21 protein-coding genes and 1 pseudogene are annotated in these 21454 nt (G+C 63.6%); 17 read left to right on the top strand and 5 right to left on the bottom strand.

Going from position 1 to position 21454, the window contains the following annotated elements; translation table 11 throughout:
- Positions 1-13: 13 nt before the first annotated feature.
- The 6 genes from lpxD to LV28_RS37125 all read left to right on the top strand — a co-directional run bounded on the left by lpxD (position 14) and on the right by LV28_RS37125 (position 5060).
- Positions 14-1111 (top strand): UDP-3-O-(3-hydroxymyristoyl)glucosamine N-acyltransferase, encoded by a 1098-nt coding sequence (gene lpxD, locus LV28_RS37150; RefSeq protein ID WP_025249255.1) that lies wholly within the window; start codon positions 14-16, stop codon positions 1109-1111.
- On the top strand, positions 1108-1566 hold the full coding sequence (gene fabZ / locus LV28_RS37145) for a 3-hydroxyacyl-ACP dehydratase FabZ (RefSeq protein WP_023596238.1): 459 nt from the start codon (positions 1108-1110) through the stop codon (positions 1564-1566). Before lpxD ends, fabZ begins: the two co-directional genes overlap by 4 nt.
- A 17-nt stretch (positions 1567-1583) precedes the next feature.
- Positions 1584-2375 (top strand): acyl-ACP--UDP-N-acetylglucosamine O-acyltransferase, encoded by a 792-nt coding sequence (lpxA, locus tag LV28_RS37140; protein ID WP_023596237.1) that lies wholly within the window; start codon positions 1584-1586, stop codon positions 2373-2375.
- 11 nt (positions 2376-2386) lie between these two features.
- Positions 2387-3556 (top strand): lipid-A-disaccharide synthase, encoded by a 1170-nt coding sequence (gene lpxB / locus LV28_RS37135; RefSeq protein WP_371328144.1) that lies wholly within the window; start codon positions 2387-2389, stop codon positions 3554-3556.
- A 92-nt stretch (positions 3557-3648) separates the two neighbouring features.
- Positions 3649-4284, top strand: a complete 636-nt coding sequence (gene rnhB / locus LV28_RS37130) for a ribonuclease HII (protein ID WP_048806620.1) — start codon at positions 3649-3651, stop codon at positions 4282-4284.
- Positions 4281-5060 (top strand): TrmH family RNA methyltransferase, encoded by a 780-nt coding sequence (locus LV28_RS37125; RefSeq protein WP_038617337.1) that lies wholly within the window; start codon positions 4281-4283, stop codon positions 5058-5060. Before rnhB ends, LV28_RS37125 begins: the two co-directional genes overlap by 4 nt.
- Positions 5061-5173: 113 nt before the next feature.
- Here LV28_RS37125 and ppsR read toward each other — a convergent pair whose 3' ends face one another.
- Positions 5174-6052: a posphoenolpyruvate synthetase regulatory kinase/phosphorylase PpsR gene (gene ppsR / locus LV28_RS37120; RefSeq protein WP_072619141.1), complete on the bottom strand. Its 879-nt coding sequence runs from the start codon at positions 6050-6052 to the stop codon at positions 5174-5176.
- A gap of 264 nt (positions 6053-6316) precedes the next feature.
- On the opposite strand from ppsR, the gene ppsA reads away from it, so the two are divergent.
- From ppsA to LV28_RS37105, 3 genes are all read left to right on the top strand, one after another.
- The gene (gene ppsA, locus LV28_RS37115; RefSeq protein ID WP_023596232.1) at positions 6317-8707 is read left to right on the top strand and encodes a phosphoenolpyruvate synthase; all 2391 of its coding nucleotides are present in this window, start codon (positions 6317-6319) and stop codon (positions 8705-8707) included.
- A 163-nt stretch (positions 8708-8870) separates the two neighbouring features.
- Positions 8871-9305 carry an NfeD family protein gene (locus LV28_RS37110; protein ID WP_023596231.1) on the top strand — a complete coding sequence of 145 codons (435 nt, stop codon included), beginning with the start codon at positions 8871-8873 and terminating at the stop codon, positions 9303-9305.
- A 111-nt stretch (positions 9306-9416) separates the two neighbouring features.
- Complete coding sequence (locus LV28_RS37105; protein ID WP_025249253.1) at positions 9417-10391, top strand: SPFH domain-containing protein; 975 nt, start codon at positions 9417-9419, stop codon at positions 10389-10391.
- Between the two features lie 138 nt (positions 10392-10529).
- On the opposite strand, the pseudogene smpB reads toward LV28_RS37105, so the two are convergent.
- Positions 10530-10979, bottom strand: a pseudogene (smpB, locus tag LV28_RS37100) (SsrA-binding protein SmpB); the annotation flags it as partial.
- Positions 10980-11130: 151 nt separating this feature from the next.
- Here smpB and LV28_RS37095 point away from each other — a divergent pair.
- Together LV28_RS37095 and LV28_RS37090 are read left to right on the top strand one after the other, a co-directional pair.
- The gene (locus LV28_RS37095) at positions 11131-11565 is read left to right on the top strand and encodes a type II toxin-antitoxin system RatA family toxin (RefSeq protein WP_023596228.1); all 435 of its coding nucleotides are present in this window, start codon (positions 11131-11133) and stop codon (positions 11563-11565) included.
- Positions 11555-11890, top strand: a complete 336-nt coding sequence (locus tag LV28_RS37090) for an RnfH family protein (protein WP_023596227.1) — start codon at positions 11555-11557, stop codon at positions 11888-11890. The genes LV28_RS37095 and LV28_RS37090 overlap by 11 nt, the downstream gene beginning before the upstream one ends.
- A gap of 99 nt (positions 11891-11989) precedes the next feature.
- Here the strand turns inward: LV28_RS37090 and LV28_RS37085 are convergent, their stop codons facing one another.
- Entirely contained in the window at positions 11990-12919 is a 930-nt protein-coding gene (locus tag LV28_RS37085) for a DMT family transporter (RefSeq protein WP_038620968.1), read from the bottom strand.
- A 456-nt stretch (positions 12920-13375) separates the two neighbouring features.
- On the opposite strand from LV28_RS37085, the gene guaB reads away from it, so the two are divergent.
- The 3 genes from guaB to guaA are packed head-to-tail and all read left to right on the top strand — an operon-like array spanning position 13376 to position 17102.
- Complete coding sequence (gene guaB / locus LV28_RS37080) at positions 13376-14836, top strand: IMP dehydrogenase (protein ID WP_023596225.1); 1461 nt, start codon at positions 13376-13378, stop codon at positions 14834-14836.
- Between the two features lie 6 nt (positions 14837-14842).
- The gene (locus LV28_RS37075) at positions 14843-15544 is read left to right on the top strand and encodes a hypothetical protein (RefSeq protein WP_048806328.1); all 702 of its coding nucleotides are present in this window, start codon (positions 14843-14845) and stop codon (positions 15542-15544) included.
- Positions 15519-17102: a glutamine-hydrolyzing GMP synthase gene (gene guaA / locus LV28_RS37070; protein WP_023596223.1), complete on the top strand. Its 1584-nt coding sequence runs from the start codon at positions 15519-15521 to the stop codon at positions 17100-17102. Before LV28_RS37075 ends, guaA begins: the two co-directional genes overlap by 26 nt.
- A gap of 214 nt (positions 17103-17316) precedes the next feature.
- Here the strand turns inward: guaA and LV28_RS37065 are convergent, their stop codons facing one another.
- Positions 17317-17862, bottom strand: coding sequence for an ester cyclase (locus tag LV28_RS37065; RefSeq protein ID WP_038617344.1), 546 nt, complete (start codon positions 17860-17862; stop codon positions 17317-17319).
- Positions 17863-17998: 136 nt separating this feature from the next.
- Here LV28_RS37065 and LV28_RS37060 point away from each other — a divergent pair, with 136 nt between their 5' ends.
- Positions 17999-18901: a LysR family transcriptional regulator gene (locus LV28_RS37060; RefSeq protein WP_023596199.1), complete on the top strand. Its 903-nt coding sequence runs from the start codon at positions 17999-18001 to the stop codon at positions 18899-18901.
- Between the two features lie 99 nt (positions 18902-19000).
- Here the strand turns inward: LV28_RS37060 and LV28_RS37055 are convergent, their stop codons facing one another.
- Entirely contained in the window at positions 19001-19705 is a 705-nt protein-coding gene (locus LV28_RS37055) for an SDR family oxidoreductase (protein ID WP_038617346.1), read from the bottom strand.
- 135 nt (positions 19706-19840) lie between these two features.
- Here LV28_RS37055 and gcvA point away from each other — a divergent pair, with 135 nt between their 5' ends.
- Positions 19841-20740 carry a transcriptional regulator GcvA gene (gcvA, locus tag LV28_RS37050; RefSeq protein WP_174234920.1) on the top strand — a complete coding sequence of 300 codons (900 nt, stop codon included), beginning with the start codon at positions 19841-19843 and terminating at the stop codon, positions 20738-20740.
- A 40-nt stretch (positions 20741-20780) separates the two neighbouring features.
- A complete protein-coding gene (locus LV28_RS37045; protein WP_038617348.1) occupies positions 20781-21395 on the top strand; it encodes an LON peptidase substrate-binding domain-containing protein in 615 nt (204 codons plus the stop codon).
- Positions 21396-21454: the final 59 nt, after the last annotated feature.

Genomic DNA, 21454 nt, shown 5'->3' with positions numbered 1-21454 from the left:
GGGCGCGCAGTCCATGTCGGCGGCGTCGTCCCACGCTTCCCAGCCGTCGCTCCCTTCAGTCTCGCTGGCGCAACTGGTCGCGCGCTTCGGTGGCGACCTCGTCGGGGACGGTGAAGTCACCGTCGACGGTCTGGCACCGCTCGATCGCGCCGGCGCACGCCAGCTCGCCTTCCTGTCCAATCCGCTCTATCTCGCCGAAGTACCCAATTCGGGCGCCGCGGCCGTGATTCTCTCCAGGGCCGACTTCGACAAGCTGCCCTCGCACGAAGGGCGCGCGTGGATCATCGCGCCGAACCCGTACGCGTACTTCGCACGCGTGGCCCAGATGTTTGCGCAGGCGGCCACGCCAGTGCCGGCGGTGGGGGTTCACCCGAGCGCGGTCGTCGATCCGTCGGCGACGGTGCCGGCCTCGTGCGTCATCGGTCCGAATGTCGTGATCGAAGCCGGCGTGAGGCTGGGCGAACGTGTCCGGCTGGTGGCAAACGTGTTCGTCGGTCGCGGCACCACGATCGGCGACGACGTGCTCGTCTACCCCAACGCCACGCTGTATCACACGAGCGTGATCGGCGCGCGTTGCGTCATCCATGCGGGGGCGGTGATCGGCTCCGACGGATTCGGGTTCGCGCCTGACTTCACTGCCACCGGCGGCGAATGGGTGAAGATTCCGCAGGTCGGGCGAGCCGTGATCGAAGACGATGTCGAAATCGGCGCGTCGACCTCGATCGATCGGGGCGCGATGGCCGACACGGTCATCGAGCGCGGTTGCAAGATCGACAACCAGGTGCAGATCGCGCACAACGTGCGCGTGGGCGCCTACACGGTGATCGCCGCCTGCACGGGCATTGCCGGCAGCAGCACCATCGGGAAATTCTGCATGCTGGGGGGCGCCGTCGGCGTGGCCGGGCATGTGACGATCGGGGACCGGGTCATCGTGACGGCCAAGTCGGGGGTGTCGAAGTCGATTCCCGGCCCGGGCACCTACACCAGCGCGTTTCCGGCGATTCCGAACGCCGAATGGAACAAGAACGCGGCCATCATGCGCAATCTGGACAAGATGCGCGATCGCGTGCGACAACTTGAAGCGAAGGTCAAAGACCTGCAAGAGAAATGAGCGAGACCAACATCAATATCGACATCCACAAGATCATGAAGCTGCTGCCGCATCGCTATCCGATGCTGATGGTGGACCGCGTGATCAGCCTGGAGCCGCACGCCAATATCAAGGTCATCAAGAACGTCACGATCAATGAGCCGTATTTCACCGGCCATTATCCGCAGCGTCCGGTCATGCCGGGCGTGCTGATCGTGGAAGCGCTGGCGCAGGCCGCCGCGCTGCTCACGTTCTCAGAAGAAGCGGTGCACGACGAAAACACGCTCTACTATTTCGTGGGGATCGAGAACGTTCGCTTCAAGCGTCCTGTCGAACCGGGTGATCAATTGATCCTGGACGTGGACTTCCTTAGCGAGCGCCGCGGCTTCTTCAAGTTCAAGGGCAAGGCGCTGGTCGACGGCAAGCTCGCGGCGGAAGCCGAGTTCATGTGCATGGTCAAGAAGAACGGCGAATAACCGGAACCGAGACGCTCATGACGAATATTCATCCCTCCGCGGTCGTCGATCCGAAGGCGCAACTGGCCGACGACGTTACCGTGGGTCCGTACGCGATCGTCGGGCCGAACGTCACTGTTGGTGCAGGCACGCAAATCCTGGCGCACACGATCGTCGACGGGCATACGACGCTCGGCGCGGGCAACAAGATTGGCCCGTTCGCGTCGATTGGCGGCGCGCCGCAGGACATGAAGTACGCTGGCGAGCCGACGCGGCTCGTCATCGGCGACCGCAATACGATTCGCGAGTTCACGACCATCCACACGGGCACGGTGCAGGACGGCGGTCTGACCGGGCTCGGCGACGACAACTGGATCATGGCTTACGTGCACATCGCGCACGATTGCCACGTGGGCAACCACACCGTGTTCTCGAGCAACGCGCAGCTGGCAGGCCACGTGCACGTGGACGACTGGGCCATCATCGGCGGCATGACGGGGGTGCACCAGTTCGTGCGCATCGGTGCGCACTCGATGGTGGGTGGGGCTTCCGTGCTGGTGCAGGACGTGCCGCCGTACGTCATCGCGTCGGGCGACCGCGCGGTACCGTATGGCATCAACGTCGAAGGTCTGCGTCGCCGCGGATTTTCCGCGGATGCGATCACCGCGCTGCGCCATGCGTACAAGCTGCTCTACAAGAGCGGCCTGACGCTCGACGAGGCGAAGGTCCAGATCGAAGCGTTTGGAAACGCTGGCGCACCGGACGTCTTCGACGCCGTGCGTGTGCTGCTCGACTTCCTCAACACCAGCACGCGCGGTATCGTGCGCTGATCTCCATGCCGCTGACCCTTCCCGGCGCCGGCCAGCGAACCCTGGCGATGGTCGCCGGGGAGCTGTCGGGCGATCTCATCGCCGGTAACGTGCTTGCCGGACTCAAGCAAAGTCTTCCGGCCGACATCGCCTACGCGGGTGTCGGTGGCCCGCATATGGCGGAAGAGGGGTTCGACGCCTATTGGCCGATCGACAAGCTCTCCGTGATGGGCTACGTGGAAGTCATCAAGCATCTGCGCGAGATTCTCTCGATTCGCAGGCAGCTTCGCGAGCGCTGGTTGGCGGAAAAGCCGCTGGCGTTCGTCGGATTCGACGCTCCCGACTTCAATTTCGACCTCGAAATCAAGCTGCGCGAGGCCGGCATTCCCACCATCCATTTCGTCAGCCCGTCGATCTGGGCCTGGCGCGGCGGGCGCATCAAGAAGATCAGGCGCGCCGTGGACCACATGTTGTGCCTGTTCCCGTTCGAGCCGGAGATCTATCACCGGGCGGGCATCGACGCGACGTTCGTCGGGCATCCGATGGCGGACAAGATTCCGATGGTGCCCGACGTGGCCGGCGCGCGGGCCCGATTGGCGCTGACGGGTAACGGGCCGGTCGTCGCGATTCTCCCGGGTAGCCGCACCTCGGAAGTGCAGCGCCTCACACCGGTCTTCTTCGCCGCCATGCGATTGCTCGCCAAACGGGAGCCATCGATTCGGTTTGTGCTGCCGGCGGCCACACCGCGTTTGCGTTCGATGATGCAACCGATCGTCGACGCGCACGGCGATCTGAACCTGACGGTGATCGACGGTCGCGCGCCGCTGGCGCTCGAAGCTGCGGACAGCGTGCTGCTCGCGAGCGGAACGGCGACGCTGGAAGCCGCGTTGTACAAGAAGCCCATGGTCATCTCGTACAAGGTGCCCTGGCTCACCGCGCAGATCATGAAGCGGCAGGGCTATCTCCCTTACGTGGGCTTGCCAAATATCCTCTCCGGTGAGTTCGTCGTACCGGAGCTGTTGCAGCACTTCGCCACGCCCGAAGCGCTCGCCGACGCCGTCTGGCAGCAGTTGTCCGATCCGGTGCTGCGGGCGTCGTTGCAGGCGCGCTTCACGAAGATTCACGAGCAACTCCGCCAGAACACTGCGGCGCGTTCGGCGGAAGTGATCGAGCGGGTACTGCGCGAGAAGGGGCGGATATGAGCGACGAAATCAAAGCGCGCCGTGCCCCCCGAAAAGGGGTGCCGTCGGATGAGAAGTCGCGCGCCCGCACGTCGAAAGCGACGCTGCCGCAGATGGCGCTCGACCTGTTCGCCGAGGTGGCGGCCGACCTCACGTGCGGCGTCGACGAAGTGGGGCGTGGGCCGCTCGCCGGGCCTGTCGTGACGGCGGCGGTCATTCTGGATCCGGCGCGTCCGATCAAGGGACTCGCGGACTCGAAGAAGCTCACCGCGCAGCGTCGCGAGGCGCTCTACGAGGAAATCGTCGAGCGTTCACTCGCGTACTGCATTGCCGAGGCGAGCGTGGGCGAGATCGATTCGCTGAACATTCTGCACGCGACGATGCTGGCCATGCAGCGTGCCGTCAATGGCTTGTCGCGCGTGCCGACGCTGGCGCTCATCGACGGCAATCGCTGCCCGGTGTTGCCGATGCGCTCGGAGGCCGTGATCAAGGGCGACGACAAGGTGCCCGCGATCTCGGCGGCGTCGATTCTGGCAAAGGTCACGCGAGACCGTCAGTTGATCGCGCTGCACGAGGAATTCCCGCAGTACGGTTTCGACGAGCACGTCGGCTACGGCACGCCACGTCATCTGGAGGCGCTGCGGCGGCACGGGCCGAGCCCGCACCATCGCCAGTCGTTCGCACCGGTGCGCGAAGCCTTCGAGATGTTCGGCGCGCTCACCGTTTCTCGCGTCATCCGGTCCTCATGAAACTCATCAGTTCCAAAGACAACCCGTTCTACAAGCGCCTGAAGCAACTGGCGCAGTCGAGCGCGCAGCGCCGCAAGCTGGGGCAGACGCTGCTAGAGGGTGTGCACCTGGCCGACGCCTATCTTGGCGCGCTCGGACAGCCGCTTGTCTGCGTGGCGCCGGAAACGGCGCTGGAAAACGACGAAGTCGCGCAGATCTGGTCGAGGGTCGATCCCGATCGCCGGGTTTGCCTGCCGCACGCATTGTTCGAGCCGTTGTCGACGCTGGTCAACGGGGTGCCGTTGGTGTTCGTCGTGGAAATGCCGACCGGGCACTTGCCGGCATCGCAAATCACGGATTGCGTGATTCTCGATGCAGTGCAGGATGCCGGGAACGTCGGCTCTATCTTGCGCAGTGCGGCCGCCGCCGGCGTACGCGATGTGTTTTGCATGTCGGGCACGGCACTCGCCTGGTCGAGCAAGGTATTGCGCGCCGGGATGGGCGCGCATTTCTCATTGAACATCGTCGAGCATTGCACTCCGGATTCGCTCGCGCCGCGCCTGTCGGTGCCGTTGCTCGCGACCAGCCTGCAGGCAAGCACGTCGCTCTACGAGCAGGACTTGCGCGCACCCGTGGCGTGGGTCTTCGGCAACGAAGGGGCGGGGGTTTCGCCACAGTGGCTCGAACGCGTACGCACGCCGATCCGCATTCCGCAACCGGGTGGCATGGAGTCGCTCAACGTGGCGGCTTGCGCGGCGATCTGCCTGTTCGAGGCGGTGCGGCAGCGGCTCGACTGACGCGCCGGCGGATGTTCGGCGGTTGTTCGGCGATTGTTGTCGGCAGGGATGAAAAAGGGACGCTCGAGGCGTCCCTTTTCGATTCTCGGCGGGTCGTGAGCGTGTCTGAGGCGTCAGTAGACGTCGCGCTCCAGCTTGATTTCCTGCAGGATCGTGGTGGCGATTTCCTCGATCGACTTGTGGGTCGACGACAGCCACTTGATGCCTTCGCGGCGCATCATCGCTTCGGCTTCGTTCACTTCGTAGCGACAGTTCTCCAGCGAAGCGTATTTGCTCCCCGGTCGACGTTCATTGCGAATTTCGGACAGGCGAAGCGGATCGATGGACAGGCCAAAAATCTTGTCCTTGTACTGGTCGAGCGTGGAAGGCAGTTTTTCGCGCTCGAAGTCGTCCGGGATGAGCGGATAATTGGCGGCCTTCACGCCGTATTGCATGGCGAGGTAGAGCGTGGTCGGCGTCTTGCCGCTGCGCGATACGCCTACGAGGATCACGTCGGCGCTTTGCAGGTTCTTGTTCGACTGGCCGTCGTCGTGCGCGAGCGAGAAATTCACCGCCTCGATCCGGTTCTTATACGCCTCGCTGTCGGCGTTCTGGTGCACCCGTCCGATGGCATGCATCGACTTGAGTCCCAGCTCGACTTCAAGGGGTTCGATGAACGTCTGGAACATGTCGAGGACCACGCCCTGGCTATTGCGCAGGATCTCGTTGGCGCGAGCGTCGACGAGCGTGCTGAAAATGATCGGGCGGACGTTTTCGCTGCGATACATTTCATTGATCCGTTGCGCCGTTTCATAGGCTTTATCGACGGAATCCACGAACGGAACGCGAATCTGACGGAAACGCATCTCGAACTGCGCGAGAATCGAATGCGCGAATGTCTCGGCCGTGATCCCTGTCCCGTCGGACACAATGAAGACCGGGCGTGCGGCGGCCGGTTTGGCTTGTGGGGCGGGGGATGTCGGGGAATTTCCGGTATTGGGGGCGTCAGTCATGCGCAGAATCGCAAAATGGTGCGTTGCACGGTAGAATAGCGGCAACTTGTTGGATAAGCAATTGCGCGACCATCGCGCGCCGCCCGGCCTCAGGCCCGTCTGGCGGGGCGCGGCGGGAATCGGGATGGTTCGGGGCAGGTCGTCGGGTGCTGGCCCCTGGTACACGACGCCGCCAATGCGCGATTCCTTATCCAACAGGTCGACCGGCCCACGTCAGTCCCAGCCGGTCCGCCGAGAATTTTTTTTCTTACCTTAGGGGCTTTTATGACTAACGCAGCACACAACGGCGCCTACGTGGTGCCGTTTGAGCATCTGCGCATGACCGACGTCGAGTCGGTCGGCGGCAAGAATGCATCGCTTGGCGAAATGATCAGCCAACTGGCCGGCGCCGGCGTGCGCGTGCCGGGCGGCTTCGCCACGACGTCGCACGCCTTCCGCGAATTCCTCCAGCACAACAACCTGACCGAGCGCGTTGCCAAGCGTCTCGAGGGCCTCGACGTCGACAACGTCAAGGCCCTCGCGGAAGCCGGCGCCGAGATCCGTCAATGGATCGTCGACGCGCCGCTGCAGCCGGCACTCGAGAAGGATATCCGTGAGCAGTTCGCACGCCTGACGGCTGACCAGCCGGATGCTTCGTTCGCCGTGCGTTCGTCGGCCACCGCCGAAGACCTGCCCGACGCGTCGTTCGCCGGTCAGCAGGAAAGCTACCTGAACGTCGTCGGCATCGAAGACGTGCTCGATCGCATGAAGCACGTGTTCGCGTCGCTGTACAACGACCGTGCCATCTCGTATCGCGTTCACAAGGGTTTTACGCACGCCGAAGTGGCACTTTCGGCCGGCGTGCAGCGCATGGTCCGTTCGGACTGCGGTGCCTCGGGCGTGATGTTCACGATCGACACCGAGTCGGGCTTCCAGGACGTCGTGTTCATCACTGCCAGCTACGGTCTCGGCGAGACGGTGGTGCAGGGCGCCGTGAACCCTGACGAGTTCTATGTCTTCAAGCCGACGCTCAAGGCCGGCAAGTACCCGATCATTCGCCGCACGCTCGGCTCGAAGCTGGTCAAGATGGAGTTCACGCAACCGGGCGAGCCGGGCCGCGTGAAGACCATCGACGTACCGATGGAGTTGCGCAACCGTTACTCGATCACCGACGAGGATTGCGCCGAGCTCGCCAAGTTCGCGCTGATCATCGAGAAGCACTACGGTCGTCCGATGGACATCGAGTGGGGCAAGGACGGCAAGGATGGCAAGATCTACATTCTTCAGGCGCGTCCGGAAACGGTGAAGAGCCAGTCGGCCGGCAAGGTCGAGCAGCGCTTCAAGCTCAAGGGCGATGCACCCGTGCTGGCCACGGGCCGCGCCATCGGTCAGAAGATCGGCGCCGGTCCCGTGCGCGTGATCATGGACCCGAGCGAAATGGAGCGTGTGCAGCCGGGCGACGTGCTGGTGGCCGACATGACCGACCCGAACTGGGAGCCGGTGATGAAGCGCGCATCGGCGATCGTGACGAATCGCGGCGGCCGTACCTGCCACGCTGCGATCATCGCGCGTGAACTCGGCGTGCCGGCGGTGGTCGGCTGTGGCGACGCAACGGACGTCCTGAAGGACGGCGCGCTCGTGACCGTTTCCTGCGCCGAAGGCGACGAGGGCAAGATCTACGACGGTCTGCTCGAGACGGAAATCACCGAGATCCAGCGCGGCGAAATGCCGAAGATTCCGGTGAAGATCATGATGAACGTGGGCAACCCGCAGCTCGCCTTCGACTTCGCGCAACTGCCGAACGAAGGTGTGGGTCTGGCGCGTCTGGAATTCATCATCAACAACAACATCGGCGTGCACCCGCGCGCGATTCTCGAATACCCGAACATCGACGCCGACCTGAAGAAGGCGGTCGAGTCGGTGGCACGCGGTCACGCCTCGCCGCGTGCGTTCTACGTCGACAAGCTCGCTGAAGGGATCGCCACCATTGCGGCGGCGTTCTACCCGAAGAGCGTGATCGTGCGTCTGTCGGACTTCAAGTCCAACGAGTACAAGAAGCTCATCGGCGGCTCGCGTTACGAGCCGGACGAGGAGAACCCGATGCTCGGCTTCCGCGGCGCATCGCGCTACATTTCGGAAGACTTCGCCGAAGCCTTCGAGATGGAATGCCGTGCACTGAAGCGCGTGCGTGACGAGATGGGCCTGACGAACGTCGAGATCATGGTGCCGTTCGTGCGTACGCTGGGTCAGGCGGAGCGCGTGGTGGGCATGCTTGGCGAGTATGGCCTCAAGCGCGGCGAAAACGGCCTGAAGCTGGTGATGATGTGTGAAGTGCCGTCGAACGCCATTCTGGCCGACGAGTTCCTCGAGTACTTCGACGGCTTCTCGATCGGTTCGAACGATCTGACGCAGCTCACGCTGGGTCTGGATCGCGACTCGGGCATGGAGCTGCTGGCCAAGGATTTCGACGAACGCGACCCGGCGGTGCAGTTCATGCTCAGCCGCGCCATCAAGGCCTGTCTGTCGAAAGGCAAGTACGTAGGCATCTGCGGGCAGGGTCCGTCGGATCATCCGGACCTGGCCGAGTGGCTGGCCAAGGAAGGCATCGCATCGATGTCGCTCAACCCGGACACGGTCATCGAGACGTGGCAGCAACTCGCCAAGCTGGCGAAGTAAGCGTCACGATCACGATCTGACGTCGGTAGTCGGAAGCGTCCGAGCGGCATCTCGGACGCCACCGAAAGGCAGGTGCCTCCCTTGGGACGCATACGCCGATCGGTGGGTTTCATGCTATAAACCCCGGTATCACACTGGGGTTTTTTTGTGTCTGGGAGTTGCGATGGAGCAGGCTTGGCTTTGGTTCGGCGTCGCCGGATTGGTCGTGGTGCTGGAGCTGGCGAGCGGGACGTTCTATCTGCTGATGGTTGCCCTTGGCATGGCGGCGGGCGGCATTGCGGCGCTGTTGCGCGCGGACTGGCCGCTGCAATGGGTTGCGGCGGCAATCGTTGCGGGCGTTGCCGTCTGGATGTTGCGTCGAAGCCGTTTCGGGCGGCGTCGCATCAAGGTCGACGCCACGGCGGACCCGAACACCATTCTCGATATCGGTCAGCGCCTGCATGTCGATCACTGGCAGGCGGACGGTCTCGCTCGCGCGATGTACCGCGGCGCGGAATGGGACGTGGAGTTGCTGCCGGGCGAGTCGCCGGACGCAGGATGGTTCGTCATTCGCGAGGTTCGCGGCAGCCGTCTCTATGTCGCGCATGCGCGTGCCTGAAGCTTGACGGCGGCGGCGCGGTGCGTCGTGCGAATGTGAAGAGGCATTGACCCGCAGTTGCGGGGAAGTCAACCGGCCCGCCGTGTATCGCGGGCGCTTTCTGGGGGAAACATGTTATCCAACGTCGCGTTTATTCTCTTCATCATCGCCGTGATCATCGCGGCACGTTCGATCAAGATCGTGCCTCAACAACACGCGTGGGTGGTGGAGCGTCTCGGGAAGTATCACGCGACGCTCACACCGGGCCTGTCGATCGTCGTGCCGTTCGTCGATCGCGTCGCATACAAGCACCTGCTCAAGGAAGTGCCGCTCGATGTGCCGAGCCAGATCTGCATCACCAAGGACAACACGCAGCTGCAGGTCGACGGGATTCTGTACTTCCAGGTGACGGACCCGATGAAGGCGTCGTATGGTTCCAGCAACTTCATTGTCGCGATCACGCAGTTGGCGCAAACGACGTTGCGTAGCGTGATCGGCAAACTCGAGCTCGACAAGACGTTCGAGGAGCGCGAGTTCATTAACCACAGCGTGGTGAATGCGCTCGACGAGGCGGCGTCGAACTGGGGCGTGAAGGTGCTCCGCTACGAAATCAAGGATCTCACGCCGCCGAAGGAGATTCTCCACGCCATGCAGGCCCAGATCACGGCGGAGCGCGAGAAGCGCGCATTGATCGCGGCGTCCGAGGGCAAGAAGCAGGAGCAGATCAACCTGGCGTCGGGTGCTCGGGAGGCGGCGATCCAGAAGTCCGAGGGCGAGCGGCAGGCGGCCATCAATCAGGCGCAGGGCGAGGCGGCAGCGATTCTCGCGGTGGCCGAAGCCAATGCCGAAGCCATCCACAAGATCGCGACGGCGATTCAGACGCAGGGTGGCATGGAGGCCGTCAACCTGAAGGTTGCCGAGCAGTACGTTGACGCCTTCAGCAAGATTGCCAGGACCAACAACACGCTGATCGTGCCTGGCAATCTGTCGGACATGAGTGGCATGATCGCCTCGGCGCTCAAGATCGTGCGTGGTGCGGAGGGTGGTTCGAGCGCACCCGTCGACGGCACGCCCGGCGGCTTCGGCAATGCCGGCGCGCGTCGATAATCGCCGCCGCGAATTGCCGGAAGGGCTGAAGGCCCGATATCAAGAAAAACGGCCCATAGCGCGATATGGGCCGTTGCTTTTTGGCGCGACGCGGCGGCTCGCGTCGCGGTTCGCTCAAAGGATGTCGCTGACGACGCGTCAGGTCGGGGTGCGCATCAGGCGCGCCTTTTCGCGCTCCCAGTCACGCTGCTTCTCCGTCTCGCGCTTGTCATGCAGCTTCTTGCCCTTGGCCAGCCCGATCTCGCATTTCACGAGCCCTTTGCTGTAGTGCAGGTTGATCGGGACGAGCGTGTAGCCGCGTTGCTCCACCTTGCCGATAAGTTTCTTGATCTCGTCGGCCTTGAGCAGGAGCTTGCGCGTGCGCACCGGGTCTGCCTTGACGTGCGTCGACGTCGAGGTCAGTGGGCTGATGTGCGCGCCGATCAGAAAGATTTCGCCGTTCTTGATGACGACGTAACCTTCCTTGATCTGCGCCCGCCCGGCGCGGATGGCCTTGACTTCCCACCCTTCGAGCGCGATCCCGGCTTCGTATCGCTCCTCGATGAAGTAGTCGAAGAAGGCTTTCTTGTTGTCGATGATGCTCATGGATCCTTGGCGGGTAACTTGGTCGGACCCGGTGAGTCGGGCTCGGGTAAAATAGCGATTTTAACAAAGAGTCTCGGCAAGAGGCGGCTTGCGACGCGTGCGGATCGATTCCGTATCGGTGCCCGCGCCATGTGTTCGCCTCGCCCGACAGACGATGGCCGAAGTCAGTAAAACCGTTCTCGTGCATTTCTCCGATGAGCAAATGTACGACCTGGTGACCAATGTCGCCGATTACCCCAAATTCCTGCCCTGGTGCGGTGGTGTCGAAATTCGACATCAGGACGAGCACAGCATGGAGGCGTCGCTGATCATTGACTTCAAGGGGCTGAAGCATTCGTTCGCGACCCGCAATCTGCAGGAGCGTCCGCATTCGATTCAGATGACGTTCGTCGAAGGGCCGTTCAAGCGTTTTCACGGTACGTGGAAATTCACGGCGCTGCGCGAAAACGCCTGCAAGATCGAGTTCGGCCTTCACTACGAATTCGCGAATTTCCTGCTCGAGAAGGTGATCGGTCCGGTGTTCAGTCACATCGCCAACACGTTCGTCGACGCCTTCGTCAAACGTGCGGAGACGGTCTATGCCAAGTGAGTTTCACGTCGAAGTCTGCTATGCGCTGCCCGATCAGCAAACGATCGTCGCCGTTGCGGTGCCGCAGGGCGGCACCATGCGCGAGGCGATCGAGCGCAGCGGCCTGTTGCAGCGGTTCCCCGAGTTGGATCTCGCGCGCATGAAGGTCGGTGTATTCGGAAAGGTGCGTGCGCTCGATGCGGCGGTTGAGTCGGGTGATCGAGTGGAGATCTACCGGGCGCTCAGAGCCGACCCGAAAGTGGCCCGTCAACGGCGGGTCGAAAAGGTGCGCAACGAAGGCAGCCGCGAAGGGCAGAAGTGGCTCGGGAGTCGCCGCGGCAGCTAAGCCCTCCGGGATGCCGCATGGTCGATTCGGCGCCAGGCCGAAACCGGGCGAGCACGCTGGACAAGTGTTCCGTGCGGTCGTCTTCCGGGGCGCTCAACGTCAATGGGTCGACCCTCGCGCATGCAGCCGAACCGAAGCGCTGACGCCGACCAGCAGCAGGACAATGGCAGCGAGTTCCAGCAATCGCGGCATGCGATGTTCGTAAATGAAGCCGTAGAGCAGGGCGAACAGCGTCTCGAACACAATCAGTTGTCCCGACAGGGTGAGCGGCAGCCGTCGGCTCGCCGCATTCCAGAACGCGTTGCCGATCGTCGATGCCCCCACTGCTACGGCAGCATTCACCAGCAGGAACATCTGCCAGTCCCGTGGCGCATCCGTCGCGACCGGATGCGGCATCAGCGCGGCCGGTATCGCCAGCACGAGGGCCAGCGCACCCGTGGCCACGCCGGTGAGCAGCGACCATTCCCGGCTGGTGAAATGCCCGAACCGCGCCAGATACCGGGCGTTGGCCACCGCGTACCAGGTCCAACTGGCCAGTGCGCCCATGGCGCAGACAATCCCGGCGAGGGTCAGACGCCAGTCGCCCCCACGGGTCGAGGCATGCGAGAAAACGTCCACGTTGATGCAGACGATGCCGGCGGCGACCAGCGCCAGCGGTCCGGCAAGCCGTGACAGCGGCAGGGCGCCGTGGTCGCGACTGCCAACCAGCGTGACGGTCACCGGCAGCACGCCGACGATCAGCGAGGCCGGAGCGATGCCCGCCATCTGTACCGAAGCGGCGACGAACAGGTAATAGATGAGGTTGCCGACCAGGCTCAGCCGGAAAAGCGCGCGCCAGTCGCTGCGGGTAATGTTGTGGCGCAGGCGCGCCCAGATCGGGGCGATCAACACTACGGACACCACCCCGTACAGGACGTATCGTGCGGCGGACAGCTCCAGCGGCGAAAACCCGGGCAACAGACGCGGGGCCAGAAAGACCAATCCCCAGAGGGCGCCTGCCGCCAATCCGTATGAAATGCCTTGCCCCATGCGCGCCTTGCCAATGGTGTGATGTCGAAATGCCGGGTTTCGTGCCGTCCCCGCCATCATTGACGTTGCATCGAGTCAGCACGAGCCGGGCGCAAGCGTAGCACGCGCCTCGCGTCCGGCTATTGTGAAATCCGGCACCCGGGGCTATCGGGAATGCCGCCATGTCGGCATTTGGCAGGCGCGCCGGCCCAATGGCCCAATGGCGCTAGGAGCTAGGAGCTAGGAGCTAGGAGCTAGGAGCTAGGAGCTAGGAGCTAGGGGCTAGGGGCTAGGGGCTAGGGCGCTAGGGCGCTAGGGCGCTAGGGCGCCAGCCGCGCGGGGCGTCGATGGCAATGATTGGCGTTCGTTGGCATCGGTGGGCGACGGCTCGGGAAAAAGCCCCTTGACATGTGGGGCGGACGTGCCATGCGGTTCGCGATTTCTGTATAATTCGGTTTTGCGCCTATAGGATTTGCCATGCGTCTGATCCAAAAAGCACTCACATTCGATGACGTGCTCCTCGTCCCGGCCTACTCTGCCGTTCTCCCGCGCGACACCAGCCTGAAAACCAAGCTCACGCGCAACATCACCCTGAACATGCCTTTGCTGTCGGCCGCCATGGATACGGTGACCGAAGCGCGTCTGGCCATTGCCATGGCGCAGCAGGGTGGCATCGGCATCATTCACAAGAATTTGAAGCCGGCCGAGCAGGCGCGGGAAGTCTCGAAGGTCAAGCGCTTCGAGTCGGGCGTTCTGCGCGACCCGATCACGATCCCGCCGCACATGAAGGTGCGCGACGTGATCGCGCTGTCGCGCCAGCATGGCATTTCCGGTTTCCCGGTGGTCGAGGGCGCACAGCTCATCGGTATCGTCACCAATCGCGACCTGCGTTTCGAGAGCCGCCTGGACGAGCCGGTGCGCGTGATCATGACGCCGAAGGACAAGCTCATCACGGTGCGTGAGGGCGCCTCGCCGGCCGATGCCGAGCGACTGATGCACGATCACCGCCTCGAGCGCGTGCTGGTCGTCAACGACGCATTCGAGCTGCGCGGCCTGATGACGGTCAAGGACATCACGAAGGCGACCGAGTATCCGCTCGCGAGCAAGGACGAGCATGGCAAGCTGCGCGTTGGCGCCGCCGTCGGCGTGGGTCCTGAGAATGAAGAACGCGTCGAGTTGCTGGTTGCTGCCGGTGTCGACGTGATCGTGGTCGACACGGCGCACGGCCATAGCCAGGGCGTGCTCGACCGCGTGCAGTGGGTCAAGAAGCATTTCCCGCAGATCGAGGTCGTTGGCGGCAACATCGCGACGGCGAGTGCTGCCGTGGCGCTGGTCGAGCATGGGGCGGATGCGGTCAAGGTCGGTATCGGTCCGGGCTCGATCTGCACGACGCGTATCGTCGCCGGTGTCGGCGTGCCGCAGATCACGGCGATCGCCAATGTGGCCGAGGCGCTCAAGGACACGGGCGTTCCGCTGATCGCCGACGGTGGCATTCGCTACTCGGGCGACGTCGCCAAGGCGCTGGCTGCGGGTGCGCACACTGTCATGATGGGCAGCATGTTCTCGGGGACGGAAGAAGCCCCGGGCGAAGTGTTCCTGTATCAGGGGCGTTCGTACAAGAGTTACCGCGGCATGGGGTCGGTGGGCGCGATGAAGGATGGCGCGGCTGACCGTTACTTCCAGGACCCGGCCAACAACGCGGACAAGCTCGTGCCCGAAGGCATCGAGGGGCGGGTGGCGTACAAGGGTAGCGTGAACGCGATCCTTCACCAACTGACCGGCGGTATCCGTTCCTCGATGGGATATCTGGGCTGCCCGACGATCCAGGACCTGCATGAGAAAGCGGAATTCGTCCAAATCACGGCAGCGGGCATGCGCGAATCGCACGTGCACGATGTCCAGATCATGAAGGAAGCCCCCAACTACCACGTGGAGTAATTGCCCATGAAGGCCATGTTGCGTACGGTACTGTTCCTCGATGCGGCGTTGAATCTGGCACTTGGCGTGCTATTGATTGCGTCGTTCTGGTCATCGCTGTATGCGGCCATTGAAGTGCCCGCGCCATCGCCCGTGCTCTATGCGCAGGCGCTGGGCGTGGCCTTCATCGGCGTGGCCTGGCTGCAATGGCACGCCACCGTGAACGGCCAGTTGACGGCGACCGTCGCGAAAGTGACGGGGCATATCAATTGGGTGACCGGTGCGTTCGTGCTGGGCTGGCTGATTTCCGGCCAACTTTCGGTGACGGGCGGCGGCAAGTTGCTGATGCCGGCGCTCGGGGCTGTGCTGCTGGTGGTAGGCGGCATTCTCGTGAAGCTGGCGTCGAGCGTGCGCACGAAAGAGCGCGTGCAGGCCGCCCAGCAGTCGGGAGAGCGAGTGCGAGGCGGTGTCGTGAGCGACACGCGGCGCGATCCGCCGAGAGATTATTACGAGCCTCGGGATGTCGACGCGCCCCGGGGCGCGCGCGCCGAGCCGCGCATGGAGACGCCTCAACCCCCTCGTGGCGGCTCCGCTTCCGTCAATCCCACGCCGGTCGCGCCTGCGGGCACCACCGGCATTGTCACGCCCGTGCCTTCCGACACGGCGCCGACGACCAACGAATCCACTTCATCCGTACCTCACGATGCACGACAAAATCCTCATTCTTGACTTCGGCTCGCAAGTCACCCAGCTCATCGGACGCCGCGTTCGCGAAGCGCACGTCTACTGCGAGATTCACCCGAACGACGTCTCCGACGAATTCATTCGCGAGTTCAATCCGAAGGCGATCATTCTGTCGGGCAGCCATGCGAGCACGTACGAGGATCAGGATCTTCGCGCGCCGCAGGCGGTGTGGGATCTGGGTGTGCCGGTGCTGGGGATTTGCTACGGCATGTTTGCGATGACGGTGCAGTTGGGCGGTCAGGTCGAGGCGAGCAACCACCGCGAGTTCGGGTATGCGGAAGTGCGCGCCCATGGCCATACGCCGCTGCTCGACGGCATCGAGGACTTCCGCACGGCTGAAGGGCACGGCATGCTCAAGGTGTGGATGAGCCATGGCGACAAGGTCACGCGGTTGCCGGAAGGCTTTGCGTTGATGGCATCGACGCCGAGCTGCCCGATTGCGGGCATGGCCGATGTGAAGCGTCATTACTATGCGGTGCAATTCCATCCGGAAGTCACGCACACGGTGAAGGGTCGCGAGCTGCTCGAGCGTTTCGTGCTGGAGATCGCCGGCGCCAAGCCGGACTGGATCATGCGGGACCACATCGAGGAAGCCGTGAAGGCGATTCGCGAGCAAGTGGGCGACGAGGAAGTGATTCTCGGCCTGTCTGGCGGGGTCGATTCGAGCGTGGCGGCGGCGCTGATTCACCGGGCCATCGGCGATCAGCTGACTTGCGTATTCGTCGATCACGGTCTGTTACGCCTGAACGAGGGTCAGATGGTCATGGAGATGTTCCAGGGCCGTCTGCATGCGAAGGTGGTGCACGTTGATGCGTCCGAGCAGTTCATGGGGCATCTGAAGGGCGTGACCGATCCGGAGCAGAAGCGCAAGATCATCGGCCGCGAGTTCGTGGAAGTGTTCCAGGCGGAAGCGAAGAAGCTGAAGAATGCGAAGTGGCTGGCGCAGGGCACCATCTACCCGGACGTGATCGAATCGGGTGGTGCCAAGACCAAGAAGGCGACGACGATCAAGAGTCACCACAATGTCGGCGGTCTGCCGGAGACACTGGGTCTGAAGCTGCTCGAGCCGCTGCGCGACCTGTTCAAGGACGAGGTGCGCGAGCTGGGTGTCGCGCTGGGTCTGCCGCATGACATGGTCTATCGCCACCCGTTCCCGGGTCCGGGCCTGGGCGTGCGGATTCTAGGCGAAGTGAAACGCGATTACGCCGATTTGCTGCGTCGTGCCGATGCGATCTTCATCGAGGAGTTGCGCAACACGGTCGAGCCGAACACCGGCAAGACGTGGTACGAGCTGACGAGCCAGGCGTTCGCGGTGTTCCTGCCGGTCAAGAGCGTGGGCGTGATGGGCGACGGCCGCACGTACGAGTGGGTCGTGGCGCTGCGCGCCGTGCAGACGCAGGACTTCATGACGGCACACTGGGCGCATCTGCCGCACGAACTGCTCGGCAAGGTCTCGAACCGCATCATCAACGAAGTGCGCGGTTTGAATCGGGTTGTTTACGACATTTCGGGCAAGCCGCCGGCGACGATCGAGTGGGAATAATCTCCCCTCACGAATAAAGCCATTTTGTCGGTGATTGACCGGCTTGATGGTTTCGATGCCATTGATGATGCGAGGCCGTCGTCAATGGCATTTTTTCATGGCGTCGACCCAGTCGTCATGATGCGGGGCGAGCGGGTCGCGGCGTCACATTTCAGCGGCGGTACGGATCGGCTAGCCGTTGCGCGTCTGATGGGTTCCCTGATGCTGTCTCGGACTACGGATTGACCACCCCCAATTGCTGCAACAACGTCAGGTTGTCCTCCAGATGCCAGTTCTCGGCGATGCGCCCATTGGCAATGCGGTAGATATCGGTCGCGATGAAGTCCACCTTCTGCCCCTTGCCTTGAATGCCATTGAAGCTTCCGGTGAAATGCCCGGTGAAATGCAGGCGGCCGACGACGCGGTCGCCAACGAGGAGCATTTCGTCGACCGACATGGCCAGATCGGGCACCGCGGCACGAAAGTGATGCGACGCGAACACCGGACCTTCCGCGCCTTGCGGGCGGCCCGGCGGCAACGTGCGGTCGACGAAGTCGCCGGCAAGTGCCGCCTTGGCGTAGCTTGCATCGCCTGTGTTCCAGAACGCGTAGTAGCGGCGAGCCGCCAGCATCATGGCTTCGCGCTGCGGCGCCGCCAAGCTTCTATCGACAACGACGGATGACGCTCGGGGCAGCACGGCGGCGTCGTCGGCCCAGGCGGCTGTACCCGTGAGTGTCAACGCGAGAGCGATGGCCAAATGCCGAATCTTCGATGGGATCATGGTGTGGTTCCTTCGTGATAAGCCGTCAGCGGTTTGCTGACGTGCCAACATTTTTGTCTTTTCGACATTGGAATAAAATAGCGAAAATTGCATCACCATCTATTCCATTTCAGAAACGAAAGCGAGCGGCGAGATCATGGTGGAACTGTCCGATATGCGCCTTTTCGTGAGCGCGGTGACTCGAGGCAGCTTGTCGGCGGCCGGACGTGAGCTGGGCTTTTCCCCGGCGGTCGGCAGCAAACGCCTGTCGCGGCTGGAGGCCGATCTGGGCGTACGCTTGTTACAGCGCAGCTCGCGTCGCCTCGCGCTCACGGAAGAAGGGGCGATCTACTTCGAGCGGTGCCAGACGATCCTGGCCGAGGTGGCCGACGCGGAAGCCGCGGTGGGTCGAGGCCGGCACGAAGCGCAGGGCGTGTTGCGCGTGTCCTCGCCGGTGGCGCTGGGGCGCCGCTGGATCGGACCGGCGCTGGCCGAGTTGGCGGCGATGGCGCCGCGATTGACCGTACATCTGACGCTGTCCGACGAGATTGTCGATTTGATCGAGGGCAGCCTCGATTGTGTGGTCCGTATCGGCGGAGCGCCTGACTCGCGGCTCATTGCGCGGCATCTCGCCGACAATCGACGCATCATCTGCGCGGCTCCGTCATACCTCGCCCAACGCGGCACGCCGCAAACGCCCGAGGCGCTGGCCGAGCACGATTGCATTGTGATGAGCCGCGGCGGCGCCGCTCACGCGGACTGGCGGTTGGAGCAGCGCGATACGGGCACGCGCACCACCGTGCGCGTCAGGGGGCGATTCGCAACGGATAACGGCGAACTTGCCCACGACTGGGCGCTGGCGGGTTTCGGGCTGGTGCGCAGGTCGTCCATCGACGTCGCGGACGAACTGGCCAGCGGCCAGCTGGTGGAAGTGCTGCCGCAATGGGCGGGAGCACGCGCACCGATAACGGTGCAGTACGCCTCGCGCCGTCACCTGCCGGCGCGGGTGCGGATGTTTGTCGATCACCTGGTGTCGGTATTTGCGCGGGTGCCTGCGTAACGTGACCGGGCGTTGGCCAGGTCGACGCCGCCTCGGACGCCTCGCCGGCATGGCACCCCCACTGCCGGGCAAACGCGATCCCGGCGCGCAGCGTTTACCTCACACCGAGCGCGTCAACCCGCCGTCCACGCGAATGTTCTGGCCGGTGATGTAGCCCGCGCCGTCAGACGCAAGGAAGGCCACCGTCGCGGCAATTTCCTCCGCCCTGCCATAGCGTTGCATCGGCACGGTCTCGCGCCGAGTCTCCTGTTGTGGCAGGCTGTCGATCCATCCCGGCAGGATGTTGTTCATGCGCACGTTGTCCTGTGCGTATTTGTCGGCGAAAAGCTTCGTAAACGCCGCGAGGCCGGCGCGAAAAACGGCCGACGTCGGAAACATCTCGCTCGGCTCGAACGCCCATGCCGTTGAGATGTTGATGATCACGCCCGAGCGTTGTTTCTGCATGATCGGCGTGACAAGGCGCGTCGGCCGGATCACGTTCATCAAATAGGTGTCCATACCGCGATGCCAGTCCTCGTCGGTGATCTCGAGAATCGGCGCGCGCGGACCATGACCGGCGCTGTTGACCAGCACGTCGATACGTCCCCAGCGTTCGAGCGAAAGCTCGACGAGCCTGGCCAACGCCTCGTTCGACTGGTTCGAGCCGGTCACCCCCACGCCACCCAGTTCCGCGGCCAATGCCTCGCCCTTGCCGGACGACGACAGAATGCCGACCCGGAACCCCTCCGCCGCCAGACGCCGCGCGGCCGCCGCGCCCATGCCACTGCCACCCGCAGTAATCAACGCCACTTTTTCTACTGTCATGCTGCTATCCTCCGAAGACGTTGGCACAAGCCTCAATGGCTGCCAGATCGCGCGATTCATGCCTGACAGCGTAACATCCTCATGCCAGACGGATGCATCAGATTTTGGTGCTTTATCCAGTAGAAAAATTACATCATGACCGAAGCCATCGGACGTCTGCCGTCGCTTAACGCGCTACGCGCCTTCGAGACGGCGAGCCGGCATCTCAATTTTCGGATCGCCGCCGAAGAACTCGGCGTGACCCAGGGGGCCGTCGCCCAGCAGATTCGCGGGCTCGAAGCCGAACTGGGCATGAAGCTCTTCGAGCGGCACGCGCGCGCATTGACGCTTACGGAGAACGGGCGCCGCTATGCGGGCGGCGTACGCCGTGCGTTCGAAATATTGGCGGATGCTACGCAGGCGCTGCGACCGGAACCGCTGCGCCTGACGATCAGCGTGACACCGACGTTCGCGTCGAAGTGGCTGATTCCGCGTCTGCCGGCATTTCTCGAGGCGCATCCGGACATCGATCTGCGCATTCTTGCGACTGACCGGCTGTCGCACTTTCAGGCGGATGCCGTCGATCTCGCCGTTCGCTACGGCCGGCCGCCGTTCGGCGCGGGGCTGACCGTCGAGCCGTTGTTCGACGAAGCGCAGGTGGCCGTGGCCTCACCGCAAGTGATCACCACACTCGGACACCCCGCGGAGCATGCAAGCCTGCGTGGGCACGCCCTGCTGCACGACGCACACAACGCCTGGCCGCAATACCTAGAACAAGCGCTGCCCGGCGTGTCACTGTCAGTTGCCAAGAACGTGCGGTTCAATCAGACAGCGCTCGCCATCGACGCCGCCGTTGCGGGGCAGGGCCTTGCGCTGGCGCATGTCGACTTCGTGGCGGCCGATGTCGCAGCCGGTCGACTGGTCCGCCTGTTCGATACGGTGCTGCGTACCGGCGCGGGCTTCTACATCGTGTATCCACGGCGCACCCGGCACGCCGCACAGATCGCCGACGTGCAGGCGTGGCTGTTGCAAGCTTCCCGGCGCCCGATCGCCTGACCGACGCGTGTGATTCCCGGACTTCGTGTCATCATATGGCATGGCCCAGATCCCACTCTTTCCGCTCGGTAACGCCCTGTTTCCCGCCGGGGTGTTGCATCTGCGCATCTTCGAAGTGCGCTATCTCGACATGATCAAGCGATGTCTGGCTGACGGCACCGAGTTCGGCGTCGTCATCCTGCGACAGGGCAGTGAGGTACGCCTGCCGGACGCCGTCGAGGAGCCTGCGATGATCGGCACGATGGCGCGCATCGAGGACTGGCGTGCACCCATGCCGGCACTGCTCGAACTGGTGTGCCGCGGCACGACAAAGTTCTCGCTCTCTCACGTCGAACTGGGGAAATACGGTTTGTGGATGGGTGAGGCGCAAATGTTGCCCGACGATCCGGGCGTCGCGATTCCCGACACGCTTCAGGTCAGCGCCGACACTTTGGGCAAACTGATCGCCGGTCTGCAGCGCGACCCCGCGCGGGCGGCAAAATTGCCGCTGGCGCCGCCTTACCGGCTCGACGAATGCGGTTGGGTAGCCGATCGCTGGGCCGAGCTGCTGCCGCTGCCGCCAAACGAGAAGGAGACGCTGCTGGGCATGGCGGATCCGGTGGCGCGCCTGGCGCGCATTCAGGCATTTCTGACCGATCACGGCGTGCTGTCCTGAGCCGTGGCGGCGCTCCGGATGCCGCGTGATCCTGACGCCCGGTCTTATGGCATCGCACG

The sequence above is a fragment of the Pandoraea pnomenusa genome, assembly GCF_000767615.3.
GTDB lineage: Bacteria > Pseudomonadota > Gammaproteobacteria > Burkholderiales > Burkholderiaceae > Pandoraea > Pandoraea pnomenusa.
This window is presented reverse-complemented; position numbering and strand designations above follow the sequence as displayed.

Coding starts and splice junctions, on each gene's coding strand:
- LV28_RS37045 (WP_038617348.1), top strand. CDS start 20,781: ATGGCCCAGATCCCACTCTTTCCGCTCGGTAACGCCCTGTTTCCCGCC.
- guaA (WP_023596223.1), top strand. CDS start 15,519: ATGCACGACAAAATCCTCATTCTTGACTTCGGCTCGCAAGTCACCCAG.
- LV28_RS37060 (WP_023596199.1), top strand. CDS start 17,999: ATGGTGGAACTGTCCGATATGCGCCTTTTCGTGAGCGCGGTGACTCGA.
- ppsA (WP_023596232.1), top strand. CDS start 6,317: ATGACTAACGCAGCACACAACGGCGCCTACGTGGTGCCGTTTGAGCAT.
- rnhB (WP_048806620.1), top strand. CDS start 3,649: ATGGCGCTCGACCTGTTCGCCGAGGTGGCGGCCGACCTCACGTGCGGC.
- guaB (WP_023596225.1), top strand. CDS start 13,376: ATGCGTCTGATCCAAAAAGCACTCACATTCGATGACGTGCTCCTCGTC.
- LV28_RS37105 (WP_025249253.1), top strand. CDS start 9,417: ATGTTATCCAACGTCGCGTTTATTCTCTTCATCATCGCCGTGATCATC.
- LV28_RS37090 (WP_023596227.1), top strand. CDS start 11,555: ATGCCAAGTGAGTTTCACGTCGAAGTCTGCTATGCGCTGCCCGATCAG.
- LV28_RS37095 (WP_023596228.1), top strand. CDS start 11,131: ATGGCCGAAGTCAGTAAAACCGTTCTCGTGCATTTCTCCGATGAGCAA.
- fabZ (WP_023596238.1), top strand. CDS start 1,108: ATGAGCGAGACCAACATCAATATCGACATCCACAAGATCATGAAGCTG.
- lpxD (WP_025249255.1), top strand. CDS start 14: ATGTCGGCGGCGTCGTCCCACGCTTCCCAGCCGTCGCTCCCTTCAGTC.
- LV28_RS37085 (WP_038620968.1), bottom strand. CDS start 12,919: ATGGGGCAAGGCATTTCATACGGATTGGCGGCAGGCGCCCTCTGGGGA.
- LV28_RS37125 (WP_038617337.1), top strand. CDS start 4,281: ATGAAACTCATCAGTTCCAAAGACAACCCGTTCTACAAGCGCCTGAAG.
- ppsR (WP_072619141.1), bottom strand. CDS start 6,052: ATGACTGACGCCCCCAATACCGGAAATTCCCCGACATCCCCCGCCCCA.
- LV28_RS37065 (WP_038617344.1), bottom strand. CDS start 17,862: ATGATCCCATCGAAGATTCGGCATTTGGCCATCGCTCTCGCGTTGACA.
- LV28_RS37075 (WP_048806328.1), top strand. CDS start 14,843: ATGAAGGCCATGTTGCGTACGGTACTGTTCCTCGATGCGGCGTTGAAT.
- LV28_RS37110 (WP_023596231.1), top strand. CDS start 8,871: ATGGAGCAGGCTTGGCTTTGGTTCGGCGTCGCCGGATTGGTCGTGGTG.
- gcvA (WP_174234920.1), top strand. CDS start 19,841: ATGACCGAAGCCATCGGACGTCTGCCGTCGCTTAACGCGCTACGCGCC.
- lpxA (WP_023596237.1), top strand. CDS start 1,584: ATGACGAATATTCATCCCTCCGCGGTCGTCGATCCGAAGGCGCAACTG.
- LV28_RS37055 (WP_038617346.1), bottom strand. CDS start 19,705: ATGACAGTAGAAAAAGTGGCGTTGATTACTGCGGGTGGCAGTGGCATG.